21 protein-coding genes are annotated in these 15898 nt (G+C 71.6%); 5 read left to right on the plus strand and 16 right to left on the minus strand.

Going from position 1 to position 15898, the window contains the following annotated elements:
- Positions 1-81: 81 nt before the first annotated feature.
- Entirely contained in the window at positions 82-903 is an 822-nt protein-coding gene (locus ACWD1U_RS00085) for a class I SAM-dependent methyltransferase (RefSeq protein ID WP_451103943.1), read from the plus strand.
- A 42-nt stretch (positions 904-945) separates the two neighbouring features.
- Positions 946-1116 carry a hydrophobic protein gene (locus ACWD1U_RS00090; protein WP_451103391.1) on the plus strand — a complete coding sequence of 57 codons (171 nt, stop codon included), beginning with the start codon at positions 946-948 and terminating at the stop codon, positions 1114-1116.
- Between the two features lie 91 nt (positions 1117-1207).
- Here the strand turns inward: ACWD1U_RS00090 and ACWD1U_RS00095 are convergent, their stop codons facing one another.
- The 13 genes from ACWD1U_RS00095 to ACWD1U_RS00155 all read right to left on the minus strand — a co-directional run bounded on the left by ACWD1U_RS00095 (position 1208) and on the right by ACWD1U_RS00155 (position 11399).
- Positions 1208-1471 carry a gas vesicle protein K gene (locus ACWD1U_RS00095; RefSeq protein WP_451103944.1) on the minus strand — a complete coding sequence of 88 codons (264 nt, stop codon included), beginning with the start codon at positions 1469-1471 and terminating at the stop codon, positions 1208-1210.
- A gap of 35 nt (positions 1472-1506) precedes the next feature.
- Positions 1507-1695 carry a gas vesicle protein gene (locus ACWD1U_RS00100; RefSeq protein WP_003994122.1) on the minus strand — a complete coding sequence of 63 codons (189 nt, stop codon included), beginning with the start codon at positions 1693-1695 and terminating at the stop codon, positions 1507-1509.
- A 16-nt stretch (positions 1696-1711) separates the two neighbouring features.
- The gene (locus ACWD1U_RS00105) at positions 1712-2467 is read right to left on the minus strand and encodes a GvpL/GvpF family gas vesicle protein (protein WP_451103392.1); all 756 of its coding nucleotides are present in this window, start codon (positions 2465-2467) and stop codon (positions 1712-1714) included.
- Complete coding sequence (locus ACWD1U_RS00110) at positions 2464-2802, minus strand: gas vesicle protein (RefSeq protein WP_451103393.1); 339 nt, start codon at positions 2800-2802, stop codon at positions 2464-2466. Before ACWD1U_RS00110 ends, ACWD1U_RS00105 begins: the two co-directional genes overlap by 4 nt.
- On the minus strand, positions 2799-3911 hold the full coding sequence (locus ACWD1U_RS00115; RefSeq protein ID WP_451103394.1) for an SRPBCC family protein: 1113 nt from the start codon (positions 3909-3911) through the stop codon (positions 2799-2801). The genes ACWD1U_RS00110 and ACWD1U_RS00115 overlap by 4 nt, the downstream gene beginning before the upstream one ends.
- The gene (locus ACWD1U_RS00120; protein WP_451103395.1) at positions 3908-4720 is read right to left on the minus strand and encodes a DNA primase; all 813 of its coding nucleotides are present in this window, start codon (positions 4718-4720) and stop codon (positions 3908-3910) included. Before ACWD1U_RS00120 ends, ACWD1U_RS00115 begins: the two co-directional genes overlap by 4 nt.
- On the minus strand, positions 4717-4980 hold the full coding sequence (locus tag ACWD1U_RS00125; protein WP_451103396.1) for a gas vesicle protein GvpG: 264 nt from the start codon (positions 4978-4980) through the stop codon (positions 4717-4719). The genes ACWD1U_RS00120 and ACWD1U_RS00125 overlap by 4 nt, the downstream gene beginning before the upstream one ends.
- 4 nt (positions 4981-4984) lie before the next feature.
- The gene (locus ACWD1U_RS00130; protein WP_451103397.1) at positions 4985-5758 is read right to left on the minus strand and encodes a GvpL/GvpF family gas vesicle protein; all 774 of its coding nucleotides are present in this window, start codon (positions 5756-5758) and stop codon (positions 4985-4987) included.
- Positions 5755-6192, minus strand: coding sequence for a gas vesicle structural protein GvpA (locus ACWD1U_RS00135; RefSeq protein WP_451103398.1), 438 nt, complete (start codon positions 6190-6192; stop codon positions 5755-5757). The genes ACWD1U_RS00130 and ACWD1U_RS00135 overlap by 4 nt, the downstream gene beginning before the upstream one ends.
- Positions 6193-6238: 46 nt before the next feature.
- Positions 6239-6610 carry a gas vesicle protein GvpO gene (locus tag ACWD1U_RS00140; RefSeq protein ID WP_451103945.1) on the minus strand — a complete coding sequence of 124 codons (372 nt, stop codon included), beginning with the start codon at positions 6608-6610 and terminating at the stop codon, positions 6239-6241.
- A gap of 93 nt (positions 6611-6703) precedes the next feature.
- Positions 6704-7633, minus strand: a complete 930-nt coding sequence (ligD, locus tag ACWD1U_RS00145) for a non-homologous end-joining DNA ligase (RefSeq protein ID WP_451103399.1) — start codon at positions 7631-7633, stop codon at positions 6704-6706.
- Positions 7630-9477 carry a transketolase gene (locus ACWD1U_RS00150; RefSeq protein ID WP_451103400.1) on the minus strand — a complete coding sequence of 616 codons (1848 nt, stop codon included), beginning with the start codon at positions 9475-9477 and terminating at the stop codon, positions 7630-7632. Before ACWD1U_RS00150 ends, ligD begins: the two co-directional genes overlap by 4 nt.
- On the minus strand, positions 9474-11399 hold the full coding sequence (locus ACWD1U_RS00155; RefSeq protein ID WP_451103401.1) for an FAD-dependent oxidoreductase: 1926 nt from the start codon (positions 11397-11399) through the stop codon (positions 9474-9476). The genes ACWD1U_RS00150 and ACWD1U_RS00155 overlap by 4 nt, the downstream gene beginning before the upstream one ends.
- Before the next feature lie 183 nt (positions 11400-11582).
- Here ACWD1U_RS00155 and ACWD1U_RS00160 point away from each other — a divergent pair, with 183 nt between their 5' ends.
- Together ACWD1U_RS00160 and ACWD1U_RS00165 are read left to right on the plus strand one after the other, a co-directional pair.
- Positions 11583-12545, plus strand: coding sequence for an LLM class F420-dependent oxidoreductase (locus tag ACWD1U_RS00160; RefSeq protein ID WP_451103402.1), 963 nt, complete (start codon positions 11583-11585; stop codon positions 12543-12545).
- A 111-nt stretch (positions 12546-12656) separates the two neighbouring features.
- Entirely contained in the window at positions 12657-13022 is a 366-nt protein-coding gene (locus tag ACWD1U_RS00165; RefSeq protein WP_451103946.1) for a hypothetical protein, read from the plus strand.
- Here the strand turns inward: ACWD1U_RS00165 and ACWD1U_RS00170 are convergent.
- Together ACWD1U_RS00170 and ACWD1U_RS00175 are read right to left on the minus strand one after the other, a co-directional pair.
- Positions 13019-14014 (minus strand): SDR family oxidoreductase, encoded by a 996-nt coding sequence (locus ACWD1U_RS00170; protein ID WP_451103403.1) that lies wholly within the window; start codon positions 14012-14014, stop codon positions 13019-13021. The genes ACWD1U_RS00165 and ACWD1U_RS00170 overlap by 4 nt on opposite strands.
- Positions 13914-14507 (minus strand): phage holin family protein, encoded by a 594-nt coding sequence (locus ACWD1U_RS00175; protein WP_451103404.1) that lies wholly within the window; start codon positions 14505-14507, stop codon positions 13914-13916. Before ACWD1U_RS00175 ends, ACWD1U_RS00170 begins: the two co-directional genes overlap by 101 nt.
- A gap of 122 nt (positions 14508-14629) precedes the next feature.
- Here ACWD1U_RS00175 and ACWD1U_RS00180 point away from each other — a divergent pair, with 122 nt between their 5' ends.
- On the plus strand, positions 14630-14977 hold the full coding sequence (locus ACWD1U_RS00180; RefSeq protein WP_451103405.1) for a VOC family protein: 348 nt from the start codon (positions 14630-14632) through the stop codon (positions 14975-14977).
- Positions 14978-14994: 17 nt separating this feature from the next.
- On the opposite strand, the gene ACWD1U_RS00185 is transcribed toward ACWD1U_RS00180, so the two are convergent.
- Complete coding sequence (locus ACWD1U_RS00185) at positions 14995-15555, minus strand: GNAT family N-acetyltransferase (protein WP_451103406.1); 561 nt, start codon at positions 15553-15555, stop codon at positions 14995-14997.
- Positions 15556-15898 lie beyond the last annotated feature (343 nt).

Raw genomic sequence — 15898 nt, forward strand, 5'->3', positions numbered from 1 at the left:
GGGAAGACACAGATCTCACCATTCGGTCGCTCTGCGTACGGTGATCCCATGCCGACCCGAACGGAAGGGGTGGGATCCGCCATGCCGGAGCCCCGGGAGACCGCCGTCTACACACACGGGCACCACGAGTCCGTGCTGCGCTCGCACACCTGGCGGACCGCCGCCAACTCGGCCGCGTACCTGCTGCCCTCGCTCGAGCCCCACATGAAGATCCTGGACATCGGCTGCGGTCCGGGGACGATCACCGCCGATCTGGCGGAGCTCGTGCCCGACGGGCATGTCACGGGCGTCGACCGGGTTCCGGAGATCCTGGAGCGGGCGCGTGCCACGGCAGCCGCGCGGGGGCTGGACAACACCCACTTCGCGGTCGCCGACGTGCACGCCCTGGAATACCCGGACGACACGTTCTGTGTGGTCCACGCCCATCAGGTGCTTCAGCACGTGGGCGATCCCGTGCGGGCGCTGCGGGAGATGCGGCGGGTCACCCGGCCCGGAGGCCTCGTCGCCGTGCGTGACGCGGACTACGCGGCCATGACCTGGTATCCGGCGTCCGGGGGTCTCGATGACTGGCTGGACCTCTACCGCCGGGTCGCCCGCGCCAACGGCGGTGAGCCGGACGCCGGACGCCGGCTGAAGGCCTGGGCGCTGCGGGCCGGCTTCACTGACGTCATGGCGAGCTCCGGCACCTGGACGTTCGCCACCCCGGAGGAGCGGGCGTGGTGGAGCGGGCTGTGGGCCGACCGCACGCTGACGTCGGCGTACGCGGACCGGGCCCTGCGGGGCGGGCACGCGAGTCGGGAGGAGTTGCGGGGCGCGGCCGGGGCCTGGCAGGAGTGGGGCACGCGGGAGGACGGGTGGTTCAGCGTGTTGCACGGAGAAATTCTCTGCCGGAAGGAAGCCTGAAACACCGTTTTGGGGACACCCTGAAAGCAGGAGGTTAGAATTATGGTTCCCATCCTGCTGGTGCTGCTTCTGGCCTTGGTTCTGTTCGGTGCCGGATTCGCAGTGAAGGTACTCTGGTGGATCGCCTTGGCGGTTCTCATCGTGTGGCTGCTTGGATTCTTCGTCCGTGGCACGTCGGCAGCCGGCGGCAGGGGCCGTTGGTACAGGTGGTAAATGAACCCCCGCTTCCCCCGCATCGAGTCGATCCGGGGGAAGCGGGGATTTTTTGCGCGCTCTTCGCGGAGTTCCTCGCCAAAGCCTCGCGTCACTCCCGCGGAAGCAGAGGTCCGAGCGGCCCGAGGTCCAGATTGAGGTCCTCGGGCCGCAGGCCGTAGCGGTCGCGCAGCTCCGCCATCCGCTCCTCCAGCAGCATCAGCGTGAGCCCGATCCGCTCCTCCTGCTCCTCGCTGAGGTCCCCCACGTCGAACCGGCGCAGCGCCTGGCGCTCCATGAGCTGGCGCAGCAGCTCCACCACCGTCAGCACGAGCTTGACCAGGTCACGCTCGACGGTGTCGGGCTCCAGATCCATCCGGTTGCGGGACGGCCGGGGGCTTTCGGGGGTGGTCACAGCAACTCCTCGAACGGTGAGGGCACCTGGGCGTTCACCGAGCTGATCAGCGCGTTGAGGTCGATACGGACGAGGTCCACGTCGGCGATGCGCAGCGTGATGTCCCCCGTGATCACGACGCCGCCGGCGAGCAGCCGGTCGAGCAGGTCCACGAGGGCGACCTCACGCCGTTCCACTACGGTCACGGCTTCACCCCGTCGCTCATGTGGTCTCCCCGGCGAACGAATAGGCCGCCCAGGGGCCGGTGAGTTCCACGCGCATTCCGGGCAGCTCGCCCTTCGTGCGGTCCACCAGTTCTACGAATTCCTCGGAATGCGCACGAGGCACGAGATAGGCGGCGTTCAGGACGTTCCGCCCGGTCGCCTTGGAAAGTGCCGGGTTCTGCGGGGGGTGCAGCCGGGAATCCTCCGCGAAAGCGGAAAGCTGCTCGTGCAGTCGGGTCGAGAAAGTCTCCGCCTTCTGCCACATCTCCTCGTGCGACCTGGTCTGCACCCGCCGCTGCCGCAGGTAGTCCCGGCCCGACGTGGCCTTCTGCGCGGGCCGGGCACTCTCCTGCGGTTCGGACTCGGCGTACACCTTGACGCCCCACTCGACTCGGCCCTCCAGCCGTTCGAGGGTGCGCCGGAAGTCCTCCTCGCGGGCCTCCATCATGGTCCGCACGCCGCTGTCGTCGTGGAAGACGGTGCCGAGGCGCAGCGGCAGCGGGGTCGTGACGGTGGTGAGCGCGTCGATCACGCCCTGGTGGGCGCGGGCGGTCTCGGTGAGCCAGTCCAGGTCCTCCAGGTGGGCGCGGAGGGGTTCCTCCGCGAAGTCCCGCTCCGGCACGTGACTGACCACGGCGACGAGGCCGTGGTGCGTCAGCGCCCTGGGCGGGTCGCCCGCCACCCCCGTCAACTGGGCCTGGAGCGGTGTGCCGAAGGGGCGGCAGACCGCGTAGACGTACCGCAGTCCGGTCACTGTGCCTCCTTCTTCTCCGTGCGGCCGGGCTCCAGTTCCTCCAGCCGGGCCAGCCTCTCGCGCAACTCGGCGTTCTCGCGGGTCAGTTCGTCGCGCCGGGCGCGCGAGGACAGGGCCGGGTCGGTCTCCCACCAGTCGATGCCCATCTCCTTCGCCTTGTCGACCGAGGCGACGATCAACCGCAGTTTGATGGTGAGGAGTTCGATGTCGAGCAGGTTGATGCGGATGTCGCCCGCGATGACGATGCCCTTGTCCAGCACCCGTTCCAGGATGTCGGCGAGGTTCGCGCCGCTCCCCTGGCCGTAGGGTTCGGGCATCCTGCTGGGCATCGTCATCGCCGGCTCCCGCTCTCGGCTGGCTCGTCCTCGTCCTCTTCTTCGTCTTCCTCGTACTCCGCTTCGGGCTCTTCCTCACCCTCGGGCTCTTCCTCGTCCTCGTATTCGCCCTCGGGTCCCTCTTCGTCCTCGGGCTCCTCCTCGTCCTCCTCTTCCGTCTCCGACTCGTCCTCGTCCTCCGGCTCCTCGCCCTCGGGACGCTCCTCCTCGGACTCGGACTCGGCCTCGGCCTCCTCCTCGGCGACTGCGTCCTCGTGGCTGCGGACGACCTCGCCGTCGCGGATCTCGCCGCGCCAGCTGTCCTCGGCCTCGCCCTTGATCGTGATGAAACGGACGAAGTTCTTCAGGTCGAGCCGGGCCCGGCGGCCCTGGGCGCGCCAGATGTTGCCGGTCTTCTCGAAGAAGCCGGAAGGGTAGTACTCGATGACCAGCAGGACGCGGGTCAAGGTGTCGGTGAGCCGGTGGAAGGAGACGACGCCCTTCGTGGTGCCCTTGGCCCCCTCGGAGGTCCAGGCGATGCGGTCGTCGGGCACCTGTTCCGTCGTCTGCGCCTTCCAGCTGCGGTTGGACCAGAAGACCTTCATCTGCCAGTCCGAGGTGGTGTCGTCGGCCTTGTTCGCGGCCTTGACACCCTTCGCGAAGGTGCTGAAGTCCTGGTACTGCGTCCACTGGTCGTACGCCGTGCGCAGCGGCACGCCGACATCGATGTGCTCGATGATGACCGTGGGCTTCTTGCCCGCCGAGCGCTTGCGCTTGCCCTTGCCGCCGCCCAGGTTCTTGAAGGCGCCTGTCACCTTGTCCTTGAGGTGCGAGCCGCCGGTCTCCAGTGCGGCGCGCAGCGGCCCCTTGCCCTCGGCGAGCTTGCGTCCGCCGTCGAGGGCGAGCTTGGCGAAGCCGGGGCTGTTGCCCTCGGCGATGTCGTTCAGCTTGCCGGTGGTCTCGCCGAGTTTGCGGCCCACGCCGCTCAGCATGCGCGTGGCCTGAGCGGCCAGGTATTCCTGGGCTTCGGCCTTGAGCCGGTCAGCGGCCTCGCTGTGGGCCAGGTCGGTGAGCGGATTCTTCGCCGCTCCCTTCGCGGCGGAGGTACCTGATCCGAGAGTGTCGGTCATCCCTCACCGCCTCCCTTCGGCAGCCGGGACCGGGCGCTGCCGCCCCTGTTCCCGGCGGTCGCCTTCTTGGCGCCCCTGGTCTTCTTCGCCGCCGCCTTCCGGCCCGCGGTCTTCTTCGCGGGAGCCTTCTTCGCGGGAGCCTTCTTCGCCGTCTTCTGCGTCGGCGCCTTGGGCGCCTTCTGGGCGGGGGCCTTCTTCGCCTCCGGTTCCTCGTGCTCGTCCTCGTCAGGTCCGGAGTCCTCAGGCTCCTCCGCCTCTGCCTCGGGCTCCTCCTCGTCCTCGTCCTCGTCGGCTCCGGAGTCCTCGGGCTCCTCCTCCTCCTCGGCATCGGAGTCCTCAGGCTCTTCAGCCTCCGCCTCGGGCTCCTCCTCCTCGGCATCGGAGTCCTCAGGCTCCTCCGCCTGCGCCTCGGGCTCCTCGTCCTCCTCGGCTCCGGAGTCCTCGGGCTCCTCCTCGGTGTCCTCGGCGTCCTCGTCCTTCCCGCCGGGCACCACACCGCTCAGCTGGTCGCGCACCTGGGCGGTACGGCCGTGCAGCCGGTCGGCGAGGGCGTCGATCTGCCGCTCGACCATGGCACCGGAGGCAGCCTTGCCGACACCGCGCAGGTCCTCGCGCAGCTGATCCCCGATCTCCTTGAACTGCGGGTTGTTCCGCAGTTGCTGCTGGACCAGGTCCGCAACCATGCGCGGGCTCAGGTTCAGCTTCTTCCCGGCGACCAGGCTGCCGACGGCCATCGCCATCTTCAGTTTCTTGGTCCGCCCCAGGAGGTATCCGGCCCCTATGGCGAGACCCAGTCCCACTCGGTTCATGGTGTCGTCCCGTTGCCTGTTCCCGCGCTCCCGCGCGAAGCGATCTCCAACCGGTCGAGGAGTTCGTCCTCACGACGGTCGAACTCCTCCTCCGTGATCTCTCCGGCCTCCATCTGCTCCTCGAGGCGGGCCAGCTCGGCCCGGACCGTGGCGGGGTCGTAGTAGATCCGCTCGGCCTCTTGGACTACCTGTCTGATGGCCCAGGCGCTGCCGCGTACCGGTGCGAACGGCAGCAGCAGCACCTCAGAGATCAGGCCCACGTCCTCACCCCGCTCCGGTGTCCGTTCCGCTCGCCACCGTGCCCGCGGGCTCGGCCGGGCCGGGCTCGACGAAGCTGTACGGCGGCAGCGGTCCGTTGACCCGCACCTCCAGGTGCGGCATGTCCTTGCGTACCTGCTCGACCGCGGCCAGGAAGGACTCGGCCGACTCCCGGTCCACCAGGAACGACACGTTGGCCAGCCAGCCGGTGGACTCCGGGCCCACGCTCACGTCGTCCGCGGCCGGCTCCAGGGCGCGCTGCACCGCGGCGCCGTCCTCGGCCTCCTTGGCCTTGACCGCGGCCGCGACCATCTCGCCGAGCCGGATCTTGTCGTCGTAACTGCCGCCGCCCGCCTGCCGGTTGGCCTCCGCGAGACTCCGGATGTCCGGGCTCTCGGCCATCACCTGGTGCAGGACGGCATCTTCGACGTGATTGGCCTTGACGTTGTACTCGACCCGGTTGTCCAGGGCCCGCAGCCGTTCCTTGTAGTGTTCGGCGCGCTCGGCCAGCACCCCGGTGATGGAATTGTCGTCCGGGGCGACGCTGCCGAACCGCATGGGCAGCACGCAGCCGGCCGCACCCGCCTCGCTGAGCACGTTCTGGTGGGCCAGCAACTCCTTCCGCTTCGGCCGCAGCCCCTCGGGCGCCTCACTGACGATCGCCGCGAGGTCACCTTCGCGCAGGATGCGCACCGGGCGGGGCGGGTCGCCGACGCCGCTCATGCCCTCGGGAAGGCCGGGGTGCGAACTCGCCGCGATGCCGTAGACGTAAGTGCTCACTCCTGCTCCTCCTTGCGGCGGGCCGACGACGTGCTCTTGCGGGCTCGCGGACGGGACTCGGTCTCACGCTCGGAGCCTTCGCTCCGCGCCTGCTTGAAGGCGTCGGAGATGGTCTCGGCGGCGCCGGACAGCGCCCCCTTGGACTTGCCGCGGGCGCCGGACTCGGTCATCTCGCCGACCAGGTCGGGCAGGCCCGGGTCCTTGCGCGGCCCGGCCTCCAGGTCGAGCCGGTTGCACGCCTCGGCGAAGCGCAGATAGGTGTCGACGCTGGCGACGACGACGCGGACGTCGATCTTGAGGATCTCGATGCCGACCAGGGAGACGCGCACGAATGCGTCGATGACGAGCCCCCTGTCCAGAACGAGCTCGAGCACGTCGTAAAGACCGCTGCTGCCGCCTCCGCCGCCGGACTGCTGTGCCGGTACGACTGTCATGCCGGGTGTTCCTCCTCGTGTGTGGGTGCGGGTCCGGCCGGGCGGCCTAGCGGCCGCCGGGCCTGCGCGCGTCGGACCGACCGCGTTCGTAGCGGCGGACGCGCCGGTAACCCGTGAGCTGCCCCTCGGGGTCGAGTTCCACCTGGTAGCTCGCCATCAGGCTCATCGTGTCGGGCACGCGCTCGAGTTCGAGGACCTCGACCTCCAGCGCCCAGCCCTCCTCCGTCTGCTCGAAGGACGACACGGATTCGGCTTCCATGCCGGTGAGTTCCGCGAGCTGGCCGCGTGCCTGACGCAGCACTTCCATGGGGCTCGGCCGCTTCCGGGCCGTCTGGTTGTCGTTCGCTTTGCTCGAATTCCGAGAGTCCTGTGACTTCTGTGAACTCTGTGACTCTTGCGTGTTGTTTGTGTTCGACATGGCCACCTCCCCCTCCGTGTGGCCGCAAGCGTGTTCGCCAAACCTCTCCGGACATATGCATCTGCCATCCGCCCGGAGAGGAGGCGGCCCCGCTCAACCGCGCAGGGCGGCCAGCCGGCGCCGGGCCGGCCCCAGCGCCCGGCCGCGGTTCAGCAGGCCCGACCAGGGGTTCCCGCGGGCCTGCTCGAGGGCGTCGGCGATGGTCCAGCGGCGGGCGCCGAGCTCCGGGTCGTCCAGCTGGTCCCAGGTGATGGGGGTCGCCACGGGCGCGCCCGGCCGGGACCGGACCGTGAAGGGCGCGACGGCGGTCTGGGCGTAGGCGTTGCGCTGGATGTCGAGGTAGAGCCGTCCGCCACGCTCCTTCTTGCGGACGGCGGTGGTGAGCCGGTCGGGGTGGGCCTCGGCGAGGGTGTCGGCGACCTCCCGGGCGAAGGCGCGAACCTCGTCGAAGTCGTGCCGGCCGTTCAGCGGCACGATCACATGCAGCCCACGAGATCCGGTCGTCATCAGCGCCGAGGGCAGCTCCAGCTCGTCGAGCAGTTCCCCGAGCAGCCGGGCGGCCTCGCGCACGGCCTCGAAGTCGTCGCCCGTCGGGTCGAGGTCGAAGACCATCCGGTCGGGGTGATCGAGGCTGTCGGCGCGGGACAACCAGCGGTGCAGCGTGATGCTCGCCTGGTCGACCAGGTAGAGCAGGATGGCGGTGTCGTCGCACACGGTGTGGCAGACGGTGCCGCCCTCCTTGGCCAGCTCGACGCGGGTGATCCACTCCGGGTAGTGGTCCGGGGTGTTCTTCTGCATGAACGTGGGCCCGTCGAGGCCGTCCGGGTGCCGCTCCAGCATCAGCGGGCGGCCGCGCAGGTGGGGCAGCATGAAGGGCGCGACGGCCCTGTGGTAGTCCACCAGGTCGCCCTTGGTGTACTCCTTGGCGTCGCCGCCACCGGGGAAGAGCACCTTGTCCGTCCGGTGCACCTCCACCGTGCGGCGGCCCGCCCGCACCTTGCGCGTGCCGTCGCCGCCGCTCACCGCACGACCGCTTCCTCCACCAGCAGCCGTCCGGCCGCCGCGATCGACTCCGCGTCGATGCCCGCGGCGTGCAACTGCTCTTCAGGGGACGCCGAGCCCGGCATCGAGCGGACGCCGAGCCGTACCAGACGCGGGACGGGGCTCCCGTCGGTGAAGGCGTCGAGGACCGCGTCCCCGAGGCCGCCCTCCGGGTGGTGGTCCTCCACGGTGACCAGGCAGCCGGTCTCCTCGGCGGCCCGGCGCAGCGTGGCCCGGTCGACGGGCTTCACGGAGTACAGGTCGACCACCCGCACCTGGATGCCCTCCTGCTCCAGGGCGTCGGCCGCGGCCAGTGCCTCGTGCACCGTGACGCCCGCCGCGACGAGGGTCAGCCGGTCGCGGTCGGAGGAGCGCAGCACCTTGCTCCCGCCGATCGGGAACTCCTCGTCCGGGCCGTAGATCACCGGGCTCTCGCCGCGCGAGGTGCGCAGGTAGCGGACGCCCTCCAGCCCGGCCATCGCGCCGACGAGCCGCGCGGTCTGGTTGGCGTCGCACGGGTACAGCACGGTCGAGCCGTGCACCGCCCGCATCATCGCCAGATCCTCCAGACCCATCTGGCTGGGCCCGTCCTGGCCGATGGCGACACCCGCGTGGGAGCCGACGAGGTTGATGCCGGAGCCGCTGACGGAGGCCATCCGGATGAAGTCGTAGGCCCGGGTCAGGAAGGCCGCGAACGTGGTGGCGTACGGCACCCAACCGCGGGCCGCGAGCCCGACCGCGGAGGCGACCAGCTGCTGTTCCGCGATGTAGCACTCGAAGTAGCGGTCGGGGTGCTCCTTGGCGAAGAACTCGGCGCGGGTGGAGTCACCGACCTCGCCGTCCAGGGCGACGATGTCGCCGCGGCCGGTGCCGAGAGCGGCCAGTGCTTCGCCGAAGGCGTTGCGGGTGGCGACCTCCTCGTCCTTGTCCCACGTCGGGAGTTCGAAGTTCCCGGTGTGGACGGAGTGCAGCATGCGGGTGGCGGGCGGCTCCTGCACCGGGACGCGGATGTCGCGCGGGCCGCCGAGCTCGGCGATCGCGTCATCGGCCTCGGGCAGCGGCTTGCCGTGCAGGCCCTCGCGGTCCTGGACGCCCTCGACGCCCTTGCCCTTGAGGGTGCGGGCCAGGATCGCGGTGGGCTGTCCCTTGGTGGAGGCGGCCTCTCCGTAGGCGCGGTCGACGGCGTCCACGTCGTGGCCGTCGACCTCGATGGTGTGCCAGTCGAAGGCCTGGAAGCGGCGGGCGTAGGCGTCCAGGTCGTGGCCGTGCCGGGTGGGGCCGCGCTGGCCGAGCCGGTTGACGTCGACGATCACGGTGAGGTTGTCCAGGTGCTCGTACCCGGCGTGCTCGGCGGCCTCCCACACGGATCCCTCGGCCAGCTCGCTGTCGCCGCACAGCACCCACGTGCGGTAGCCGGTGCGGTCCAGGCGCTTGCCGGCCAGCGCGATGCCGACAGCGACCGGCAGGCCCTGCCCGAGAGAGCCGGTGGCCGTCTCGACCCACGGCAGGCGCTGCGGGGTGGGGTGGCCTTCGAGGCGGCTGCCCAGCTTGCGGAAGGTGAGCAGCTCCTCGTCGTCGATGGCCCCGACCGCCTTGTACGCGGCGTACAGCAGCGGGGAAGCGTGCCCCTTGGACAGGACGAAGCGGTCGTTGCCGGGGTGGGCCGGGCGGTCGAAGTCATAGCGGAAATGGTGCGCGAACAGGACCGCCATCAGGTCCGCCGCGGACATCGAGGACGTCGGATGCCCAGATCCCGCGGCGGCGGCTGCGCGGACACTGTCCACCCGCAGCTGCTGTCCGAGGTCGGTGAGTTCACCGGTGTTCATGAGTCTCCTTTCGCGGAGTCGTCCGGGACGTCGGTTCGCTTGACGGGGCCGGGGGCGGTACCGGGCTCCGGGGGTGGCTGGTCGGCCGGGGGTTCGGGGGTGGCGGAAGGCCGGGGCTGGTTCTTCGCGGGCTCGCCGCCCGGCTGGCCCTTCGCGGGTTCACCACCGGGCTGATTCCTCGCGGGCTCGCCACCGGGCTGATTCCTCGCGGGTTCACCACCGGGCTGATTCCTCGCGGGCTCGCCGCGCCGGTTCCTGGCGGTCTGACCGTCCGGCTGTCCCGCTACGGGCTCGCCGCCGGACCGGTCACCCGGCGGTTCACCACCCGGGCGCCCCTTCGACGTCTCCGCCTCGGACCGGGGCACCGCCGCCCCGGAACCCGGCCGGCTCCCGGCCGACTCACCACCCGAGCGCCCCTTCGGCGTCTCCGCCTCGGACCGGGGCACCGCGGCCCCGGACCCGGGCCGCGTGTCCGCCGCCTCGGGTCCGGGCTGCCCCTTCGCGGGCTCACCCTGGGGCCGGGGTCCCCCGGTGCCGGTCCCCTCTTCCTTCGTGTCGGACGCGATCGCCGCCCCCGGCCCGGACCGGGCGCTCGCCTCCTGCCGCCGCTCGGGTCCGCCCGCCACCCTGGCCACCTCCGGCGAGGACGTGTCCAGTGGCACGGACCAGGACCGTACGAGCCCCAACTGCACGGCCTGGCGCGGCAGTACGGCGTCCAGCAGCCAGTCGGCGGCCACGCGGACGCGGTTGCCGGGCATCGCGGCGAGGTGGTAGCCGCGGGTCACCGCTCCGGCCGGTACGCCGGAGAGGGTCACGCCGAGCGGGTTGGCCGCGGCCTTCGCGCCACCCAGGTCGACCACGAAGCCGAGGTCGCGATGGCGGTAGGGCTTGCGCGCGCCGCCGAGGCCGAGCGAGGCGGCGACGTTCTCGGCCGCGACCTTGCCGTGCCGCCAGGCGTGCTGCGCGGTCATCGGCGTGTAGCTGCCCGGATTCTCCAGATCGGGCACCGCGGCCACGTCACCGCACGCGAAAAGTTCGGGCCGCCCCGGCACCCGCAGATGCGGATCGACGAGCAGCCGCCCCTTCTCCATCGGCAGCCCGAGGGACTCGACCAGCGGGTCGGGCCGTACGCCCACGCACCACACCAGCGTCCGTGACGCGACGAACTCGCCGTCGGTCAGCACGACCCCGTCGTGCGTGGCCTCCTTCACGGAGGTGCCCATCCGCACGTCCACGCCCCGCTGCCGCAGAACCCGGTCGGCGGTGGCGGACAGCTTCTCGTCCATCTCCGGCAGCACCCGCGGCGCCACGTCCAGCAGTATCCAGCGCGGCCGCATGCCCCGCCGCAGCGGATGTTTGCGGACCTGCGCGTCGGTGAACATCTGCCCGTGCGCGGCGACCTCCGTGCCGGTGTATCCCGCTCCGACCACGACGAAGGTGCAGCGGGCGGCGCAGGTCTTCGGGTCGTCGGCGGCGGCCGCCAGCTCCACCTGCCGGGTCACGTGGTCGCGCAGGTACAGCGCCTCGGGCAGCCCCCGGAAACCGTGCGCGTGCTCGGCGACGCCCGGGATGGGCAGCAGCTTGTTGACGCTGCCCGCGGCCAGCACCAGCCGGTCGTAGGAGAGGGTGCCGTCCTCCCCCTCGGGGCCGGTGTAGTGCAGGGTGCGGTCGTCGAGGTCGATCCGGTCGGCCTCGCCCAGCACCAGCCGTATGTTCGGCAGCGTGTCCGAGAGGGAGACCGTGACCCGGCGCGGTTCCAGGATGCCGGCGGCGACCTGGGGCAGCAGGGGCAGGTACAGGAAGTAGTCGGTGGGGTTCAGAAGGGTGATGTGGGCCCGGCCCCGGGTGAGCCGGGACAGGGTGCGGGCCGTACGGTACCCGGCGAAACCGGCACCGACGATCACGATGCGGGGTCGACTCACGGTTCGCTCGCCTCCGGCCTGTCGCGTAGCTCGGGAGACTTCCGCGTCCCCCTGGCCAGGGCACCCAAACGTCCGGCGGGGTTCCCTGGTGCCGCGGCAGGCTCGAATGCCGCCGGTTTCCGGCCCCCCGCCCGGGTACCCGGTGCGGGATACGGACCGCCGATGTCGCGGAGGCACTCCCCCATGCCCGAATACGGTTACTTCCTCTCGTGCGAGCAGTACGGCCCCGCCGAACTGATCGAGCAGGCGCGGATGGCCGAGCAGGCCGGATTCCAGGCGCTGTGGATCTCGGACCACTACCACCCGTGGAACGACGAGCAGGGCCAGAGCCCGTTCGTGTGGTCGGTGATCGGCGCGCTGTCCGAGGCGGTGTCCCTGCCGATCGAGACGGCGGTGACCTGCCCGACCGTGCGGATGCACCCCGCGGTGGTGGCGCAGGCCGCCGCGACCAGCGCGGTGATGACGAACAACCGCTTCCGGCTCGGCGTCGGCTCCGGCGAGGCGCTCAACGAGCACATCCTGGGCGACCACTGGCCGCCGGCCCACGTGCGGCTGGAGATGCTGGAGGAGGCCATCCAGGTGATGCGCCGGCTGTTCACCGGTGAGGAGGTCAACCACCACGGCCCGCACTACACGGTGGAGAACGCCCGCCTGTACACGGTCCCGGACGAGCCGATCCCGATCGACATCTCCGGCTTCGGCCCGGCGGCGACCCAGCTCGCCTCCCGCGTCGGCGACGGCTACATCTCGGTGATGCCGGACGAGACGATGGTGGAGCAGTACCGCAAGGGCGGGGGCGGTGGAAAGCTGGTCAGCGGCGGCACCAAGGTCTGCTACGGCACCGACAAGGACGAGGCCGTACGCACCGTGCACCGGCTCTGGGCCAACGAGCAGCTGCCGGGCGAGCTGGGCCAGGTGCTGCCGTCGCCCAAGCACTTCGAGCAGGCTCAGCAGCTGGTCACCGAGGACATGGTGCGCGAGAACAGGGTGTGCGGCGACGACGTGGACGAGCACGTGGCGGAGCTGAAGCAGTTCGCCGACGCGGGCTACGACCGGGTCTACGTCAACCAGATCGGCCCGGACATGCGCGGCTTCTTCGACTTCTACCGCACGAAGGTGCTGCCGCAGCTCCAGCAGTCCGTCTGACAGTCCGTCCGACGAGAGCAGGCGAAAACCGGAGGTGGTGGAATACCCCGGTCGCCTAGAGTCGCCGGCATGTCTGTACGCCTTCGTATGCGTGATGCCCTGCCGGACGCGATGCGTGCCCGGGACAAAGCGGCGGTGAGCGCCCTGCGGGGGACGCTGGCGGCACTGGACAACGCTGAGGCGGTGCCGGTGGACGAGTCCGCGCTCCGCGCCGGGGCGCTCGAACAGTCGCCGGTCGGTGCCGGTGCGACCGAGGCGGTGCGGCGCGAGCTCGGTGAACGTGAGGTGCTGGACGTCGTGCGTGCCGAGGCCGCCGAACGGCTGGAGGCGGCGGCCCGGCTGACCGCCCCCGCGCACGCCGCCCGGGCCGAACGGCTCCGGGCGGAGGCGGCCGTGCTGCTCCGGTTCCTCGAAGCGGAGAACGGCGACGGCGGAGACGGCACCGAGGGTGCCGTCTCCGCCGCGCAGCGGAACTAACGCCGTACCGCCCCGGCCAGCTTGCGTGCCGCCAGCGCTCCGGCGCCCACCGTGAGAGCCGCGCCCATCCACCCCCGGTTGCGCGACAGCCACTGCTGCGGGCTGTCGTCCGTGGCCTCGTCGTCGAAGCGCCCGTGGGCGCCGAAGTCGTGCCCGTGCGCGCCGTCCGCCGGGGCCCACAGGTTCGCCGGCCCGTCGTGGGCGCCCTCGTCCTGCTGCGCGTCGAAGTTGGTGCGCGCCAGGTACCGGTCCAGCAGCCCGGGGACGATCGCGTTGGCGATGAGCGTGGCGGCCGTGGAGCCGCCCACCCAGTACTCGCGGCGCCGGGCGTGCGACGAGGCGTGCACGACGGCCCGGGCCGCGACCTCCGGCTGGTACACGGGCGCGACGGGCCGGGCCCGGCCCGGCATCCGGTTCAGCACCCAGTCGAACTGCGGGGTGTTCAGGCCCGGCAGCTGCACCATCGTCGTGCGCACCTTGCTGTGCGCGTGCAGCAGTTCGCAGCGCAGGGACTCGTTGAACCCCTGGATGGCGTGCTTGGCCCCGCAGTACGCCGACTGCAGGGGGATGCCCCGGTAGGCGAGCGCGGAGCCGACCTGCACGATCGTGCCGCGGTCGCGCGGCAGCATGTGCCGCAGGGCGGCCCGGGTACCGAACACATAGCCCAGGTACGTCACTTCGGTGACGCGGCGGAACTCGTCCGGGGAGAGTTCCGTGAACGGGGCGAACACGCCGGTGAAGGCGTTGTTGACCCAGACGTCGATGTGGCCGTACGTGTCGACGACCTGCTGGGCGGCCTCGTCGACGGCCTTGGCGTCGGAGACGTCCACGCCGATGACGAGCGCCTCTCCCCCGGCGCGCCGGACGTCGTCCGCCGCGGCGGCGAGTCCCTCACGTCCGCGGGCGAGCAGGACGACGGTGTCGCCGCGGGCGGCGAAGGCCCGGGCCGTGGCCCGTCCCACCCCGCCGCTGGCTCCGGTCACGACGACCACGCGGCCGTGCTGGTGCGATGGTGCAGTCCTGCGCACTCGGCATCACGCCCGGTGGCGGGGTACGCCCGGGGTGTCCGCCGGCCGCGGGGGCACGGCGTCCGGGGCGGGCCCGCCGGGCGGGGCCGGCGGTACGGGCGGATACGGCAGGCCCCCCGCGGCCGCGGCCCGAGGCGGTACCGGCCGCGTGCCCGGGGCCCGGGCGGGAGGGCCGGGCCATGCCGCGCACCACACAGGCCATGACGCCCAGGATCACGGCGGTGATCAGCGCCGCGGCCCAGTCGGGCAGGCCGGGAGCGAGGGCCAGTCCCACGGCGAGCGCGAGGGCCGCGCCGGCGTACAGGGCGAGGGCGCCGGACGCGGCGTACAGCGCGGCCTTGCGGCGCTGCTTGCGCGTCTGCTCGCGCAGTTCGTCGCGTACGGTCTCGCGCGCCACCTGTGCCAGCTCGTCGACCAGGTGCTTGTCCAGATGCTCCAGGTGATGCAACGGCTTCATGCCCGGCCGGGTACCCGCGCCCCTGCCGCATAACTCCGCGTCCCGGGGCCCGGCGCCCGGCCGGCGGGGGAGATCGTGTGGAGTGATCTCCCACTCCGCCCGACCCAACTAGGCTCGTGCCCATGGAGATTATGGGTGCCACACTGCGCGTCTGCGTCGACGACCTCGAGACCGCGATCCCCTTCTACGAGCGACTGGCGGGCGGCAGAGCCCAGCGCTTCGAACGGGGTGGTGTCCAGGTGGCGGCGATCGGCTGCTTCCTGCTGATGAGCGGTCCGCCGGCCGAACTGGAGGTGCTGCGCAAGGTCGCCGCCACCATCGCCGTGACGGACGTCGAGGAGACCCACAAGGTGCTCACCGAGCTGGGCGCCCACATCGTCGCGGGCCCCATCGCCTCGCCGGCGGGCCGCAACCTGATCGCCCTGCATCCGGACGGGTCGGTCTACGAGTACGTGGACCGCCAGGCGTGATCCCGGCCGGGGCCGGCTCAGCGCCGCCCCGGCTCCGTGATCATCTCGGCGGTGATCGCCCAGCGCTGGTGGTCGCGCCAGGCCCCGTCGACGAACAGCATCTTCGGCGAGAAGCCCTCCAGGCGGAACCCGCAGGCCCGGGCCAGGGCGATCGACGCGGCGTTCCCGGGCTGGACGTTGATCTCCAGCCGGTGCAGCCGCATGGGGCCGAACGCGTGCCGCACGACGAGGTCGAGTCCTTCGCGCATCAGTCCGCGCCCGGCGGCGTGCGCGAAGGCGCCGTAGCCGAGGGCCCCGGACCAGAAGCCGCCCTCGACGATGTTGTTGATGTTGATGAACCCGCCGATGGACCCGTCGCTCTTCTCGCACACCAGGAACCCCGCCTTGGACGGGTCCTCGATCAGCCGGCCCGCGTACGCCGTGTACGCCTGGACGGTGTCGGGCGGGAAGAGCCACGGGCGGTGCAGGTCCTTGCTCTCCCGGGCGCGGGCGGTGAACTCGGCGCCGTCCTCGTAGGTGAAGTGGCGCAGGCCCACCCGGGGGCCTGCGGCGAGGTAGCGGGATGTCTGGTGCGGCACCCCGCCACAGTAACCGCGCCGGCTGTCTGTCCCCAGCCGTGCCGTCGGCGCCCCACGACCGGTAGCCGGAGCACCCGGTGTTCCGCGGCCCGCCGACCGCCGCCACCGGCTTGATCCCCTTGTTGCCCGAGTGCACGTCGTCGCTCGCCGCGATCACGAACCGCAGCCGGTTCCCGGTCTCGCACCGGTGCACGGGGCCGGGCGGCGCGACGGTGGGGTTCTGGGTCACGTCCGGTACCCGGACCGGGGGCGACCAGGCGGCGCGAGGGCGCGGGTGCCGTCGGGGGCGACGCCGTGGACCTGGGCGAACAGGGCCGGTTCGCCGCCCGCGTCGGCGGAGTGC

This window comes from Streptomyces sp. NPDC002788 (genome assembly GCF_053592115.1).

Excerpts from the sequence above, each read along its gene's own strand:
- ACWD1U_RS00120 (WP_451103395.1), bottom strand. The coding sequence starts at position 4,720 with ATGAACCGAGTGGGACTGGGTCTCGCCATAGGGGCCGGATACCTCCTG.
- ACWD1U_RS00135 (WP_451103398.1), bottom strand. The coding sequence starts at position 6,192 with ATGACAGTCGTACCGGCACAGCAGTCCGGCGGCGGAGGCGGCAGCAGC.
- ACWD1U_RS00115 (WP_451103394.1), bottom strand. The coding sequence starts at position 3,911 with ATGACCGACACTCTCGGATCAGGTACCTCCGCCGCGAAGGGAGCGGCG.
- ACWD1U_RS00085 (WP_451103943.1), top strand. The coding sequence starts at position 82 with ATGCCGGAGCCCCGGGAGACCGCCGTCTACACACACGGGCACCACGAG.
- ACWD1U_RS00180 (WP_451103405.1), top strand. The coding sequence starts at position 14,630 with ATGGAGATTATGGGTGCCACACTGCGCGTCTGCGTCGACGACCTCGAG.
- ACWD1U_RS00095 (WP_451103944.1), bottom strand. The coding sequence starts at position 1,471 with ATGGATCTGGAGCCCGACACCGTCGAGCGTGACCTGGTCAAGCTCGTG.
- ACWD1U_RS00090 (WP_451103391.1), top strand. The coding sequence starts at position 946 with ATGGTTCCCATCCTGCTGGTGCTGCTTCTGGCCTTGGTTCTGTTCGGT.
- ACWD1U_RS00150 (WP_451103400.1), bottom strand. The coding sequence starts at position 9,477 with ATGAACACCGGTGAACTCACCGACCTCGGACAGCAGCTGCGGGTGGAC.
- ACWD1U_RS00110 (WP_451103393.1), bottom strand. The coding sequence starts at position 2,802 with ATGACGATGCCCAGCAGGATGCCCGAACCCTACGGCCAGGGGAGCGGC.
- ACWD1U_RS00175 (WP_451103404.1), bottom strand. The coding sequence starts at position 14,507 with ATGAAGCCGTTGCATCACCTGGAGCATCTGGACAAGCACCTGGTCGAC.
- ACWD1U_RS00165 (WP_451103946.1), top strand. The coding sequence starts at position 12,657 with ATGCGTGCCCGGGACAAAGCGGCGGTGAGCGCCCTGCGGGGGACGCTG.
- ACWD1U_RS00160 (WP_451103402.1), top strand. The coding sequence starts at position 11,583 with ATGCCCGAATACGGTTACTTCCTCTCGTGCGAGCAGTACGGCCCCGCC.
- ACWD1U_RS00140 (WP_451103945.1), bottom strand. The coding sequence starts at position 6,610 with ATGTCGAACACAAACAACACGCAAGAGTCACAGAGTTCACAGAAGTCA.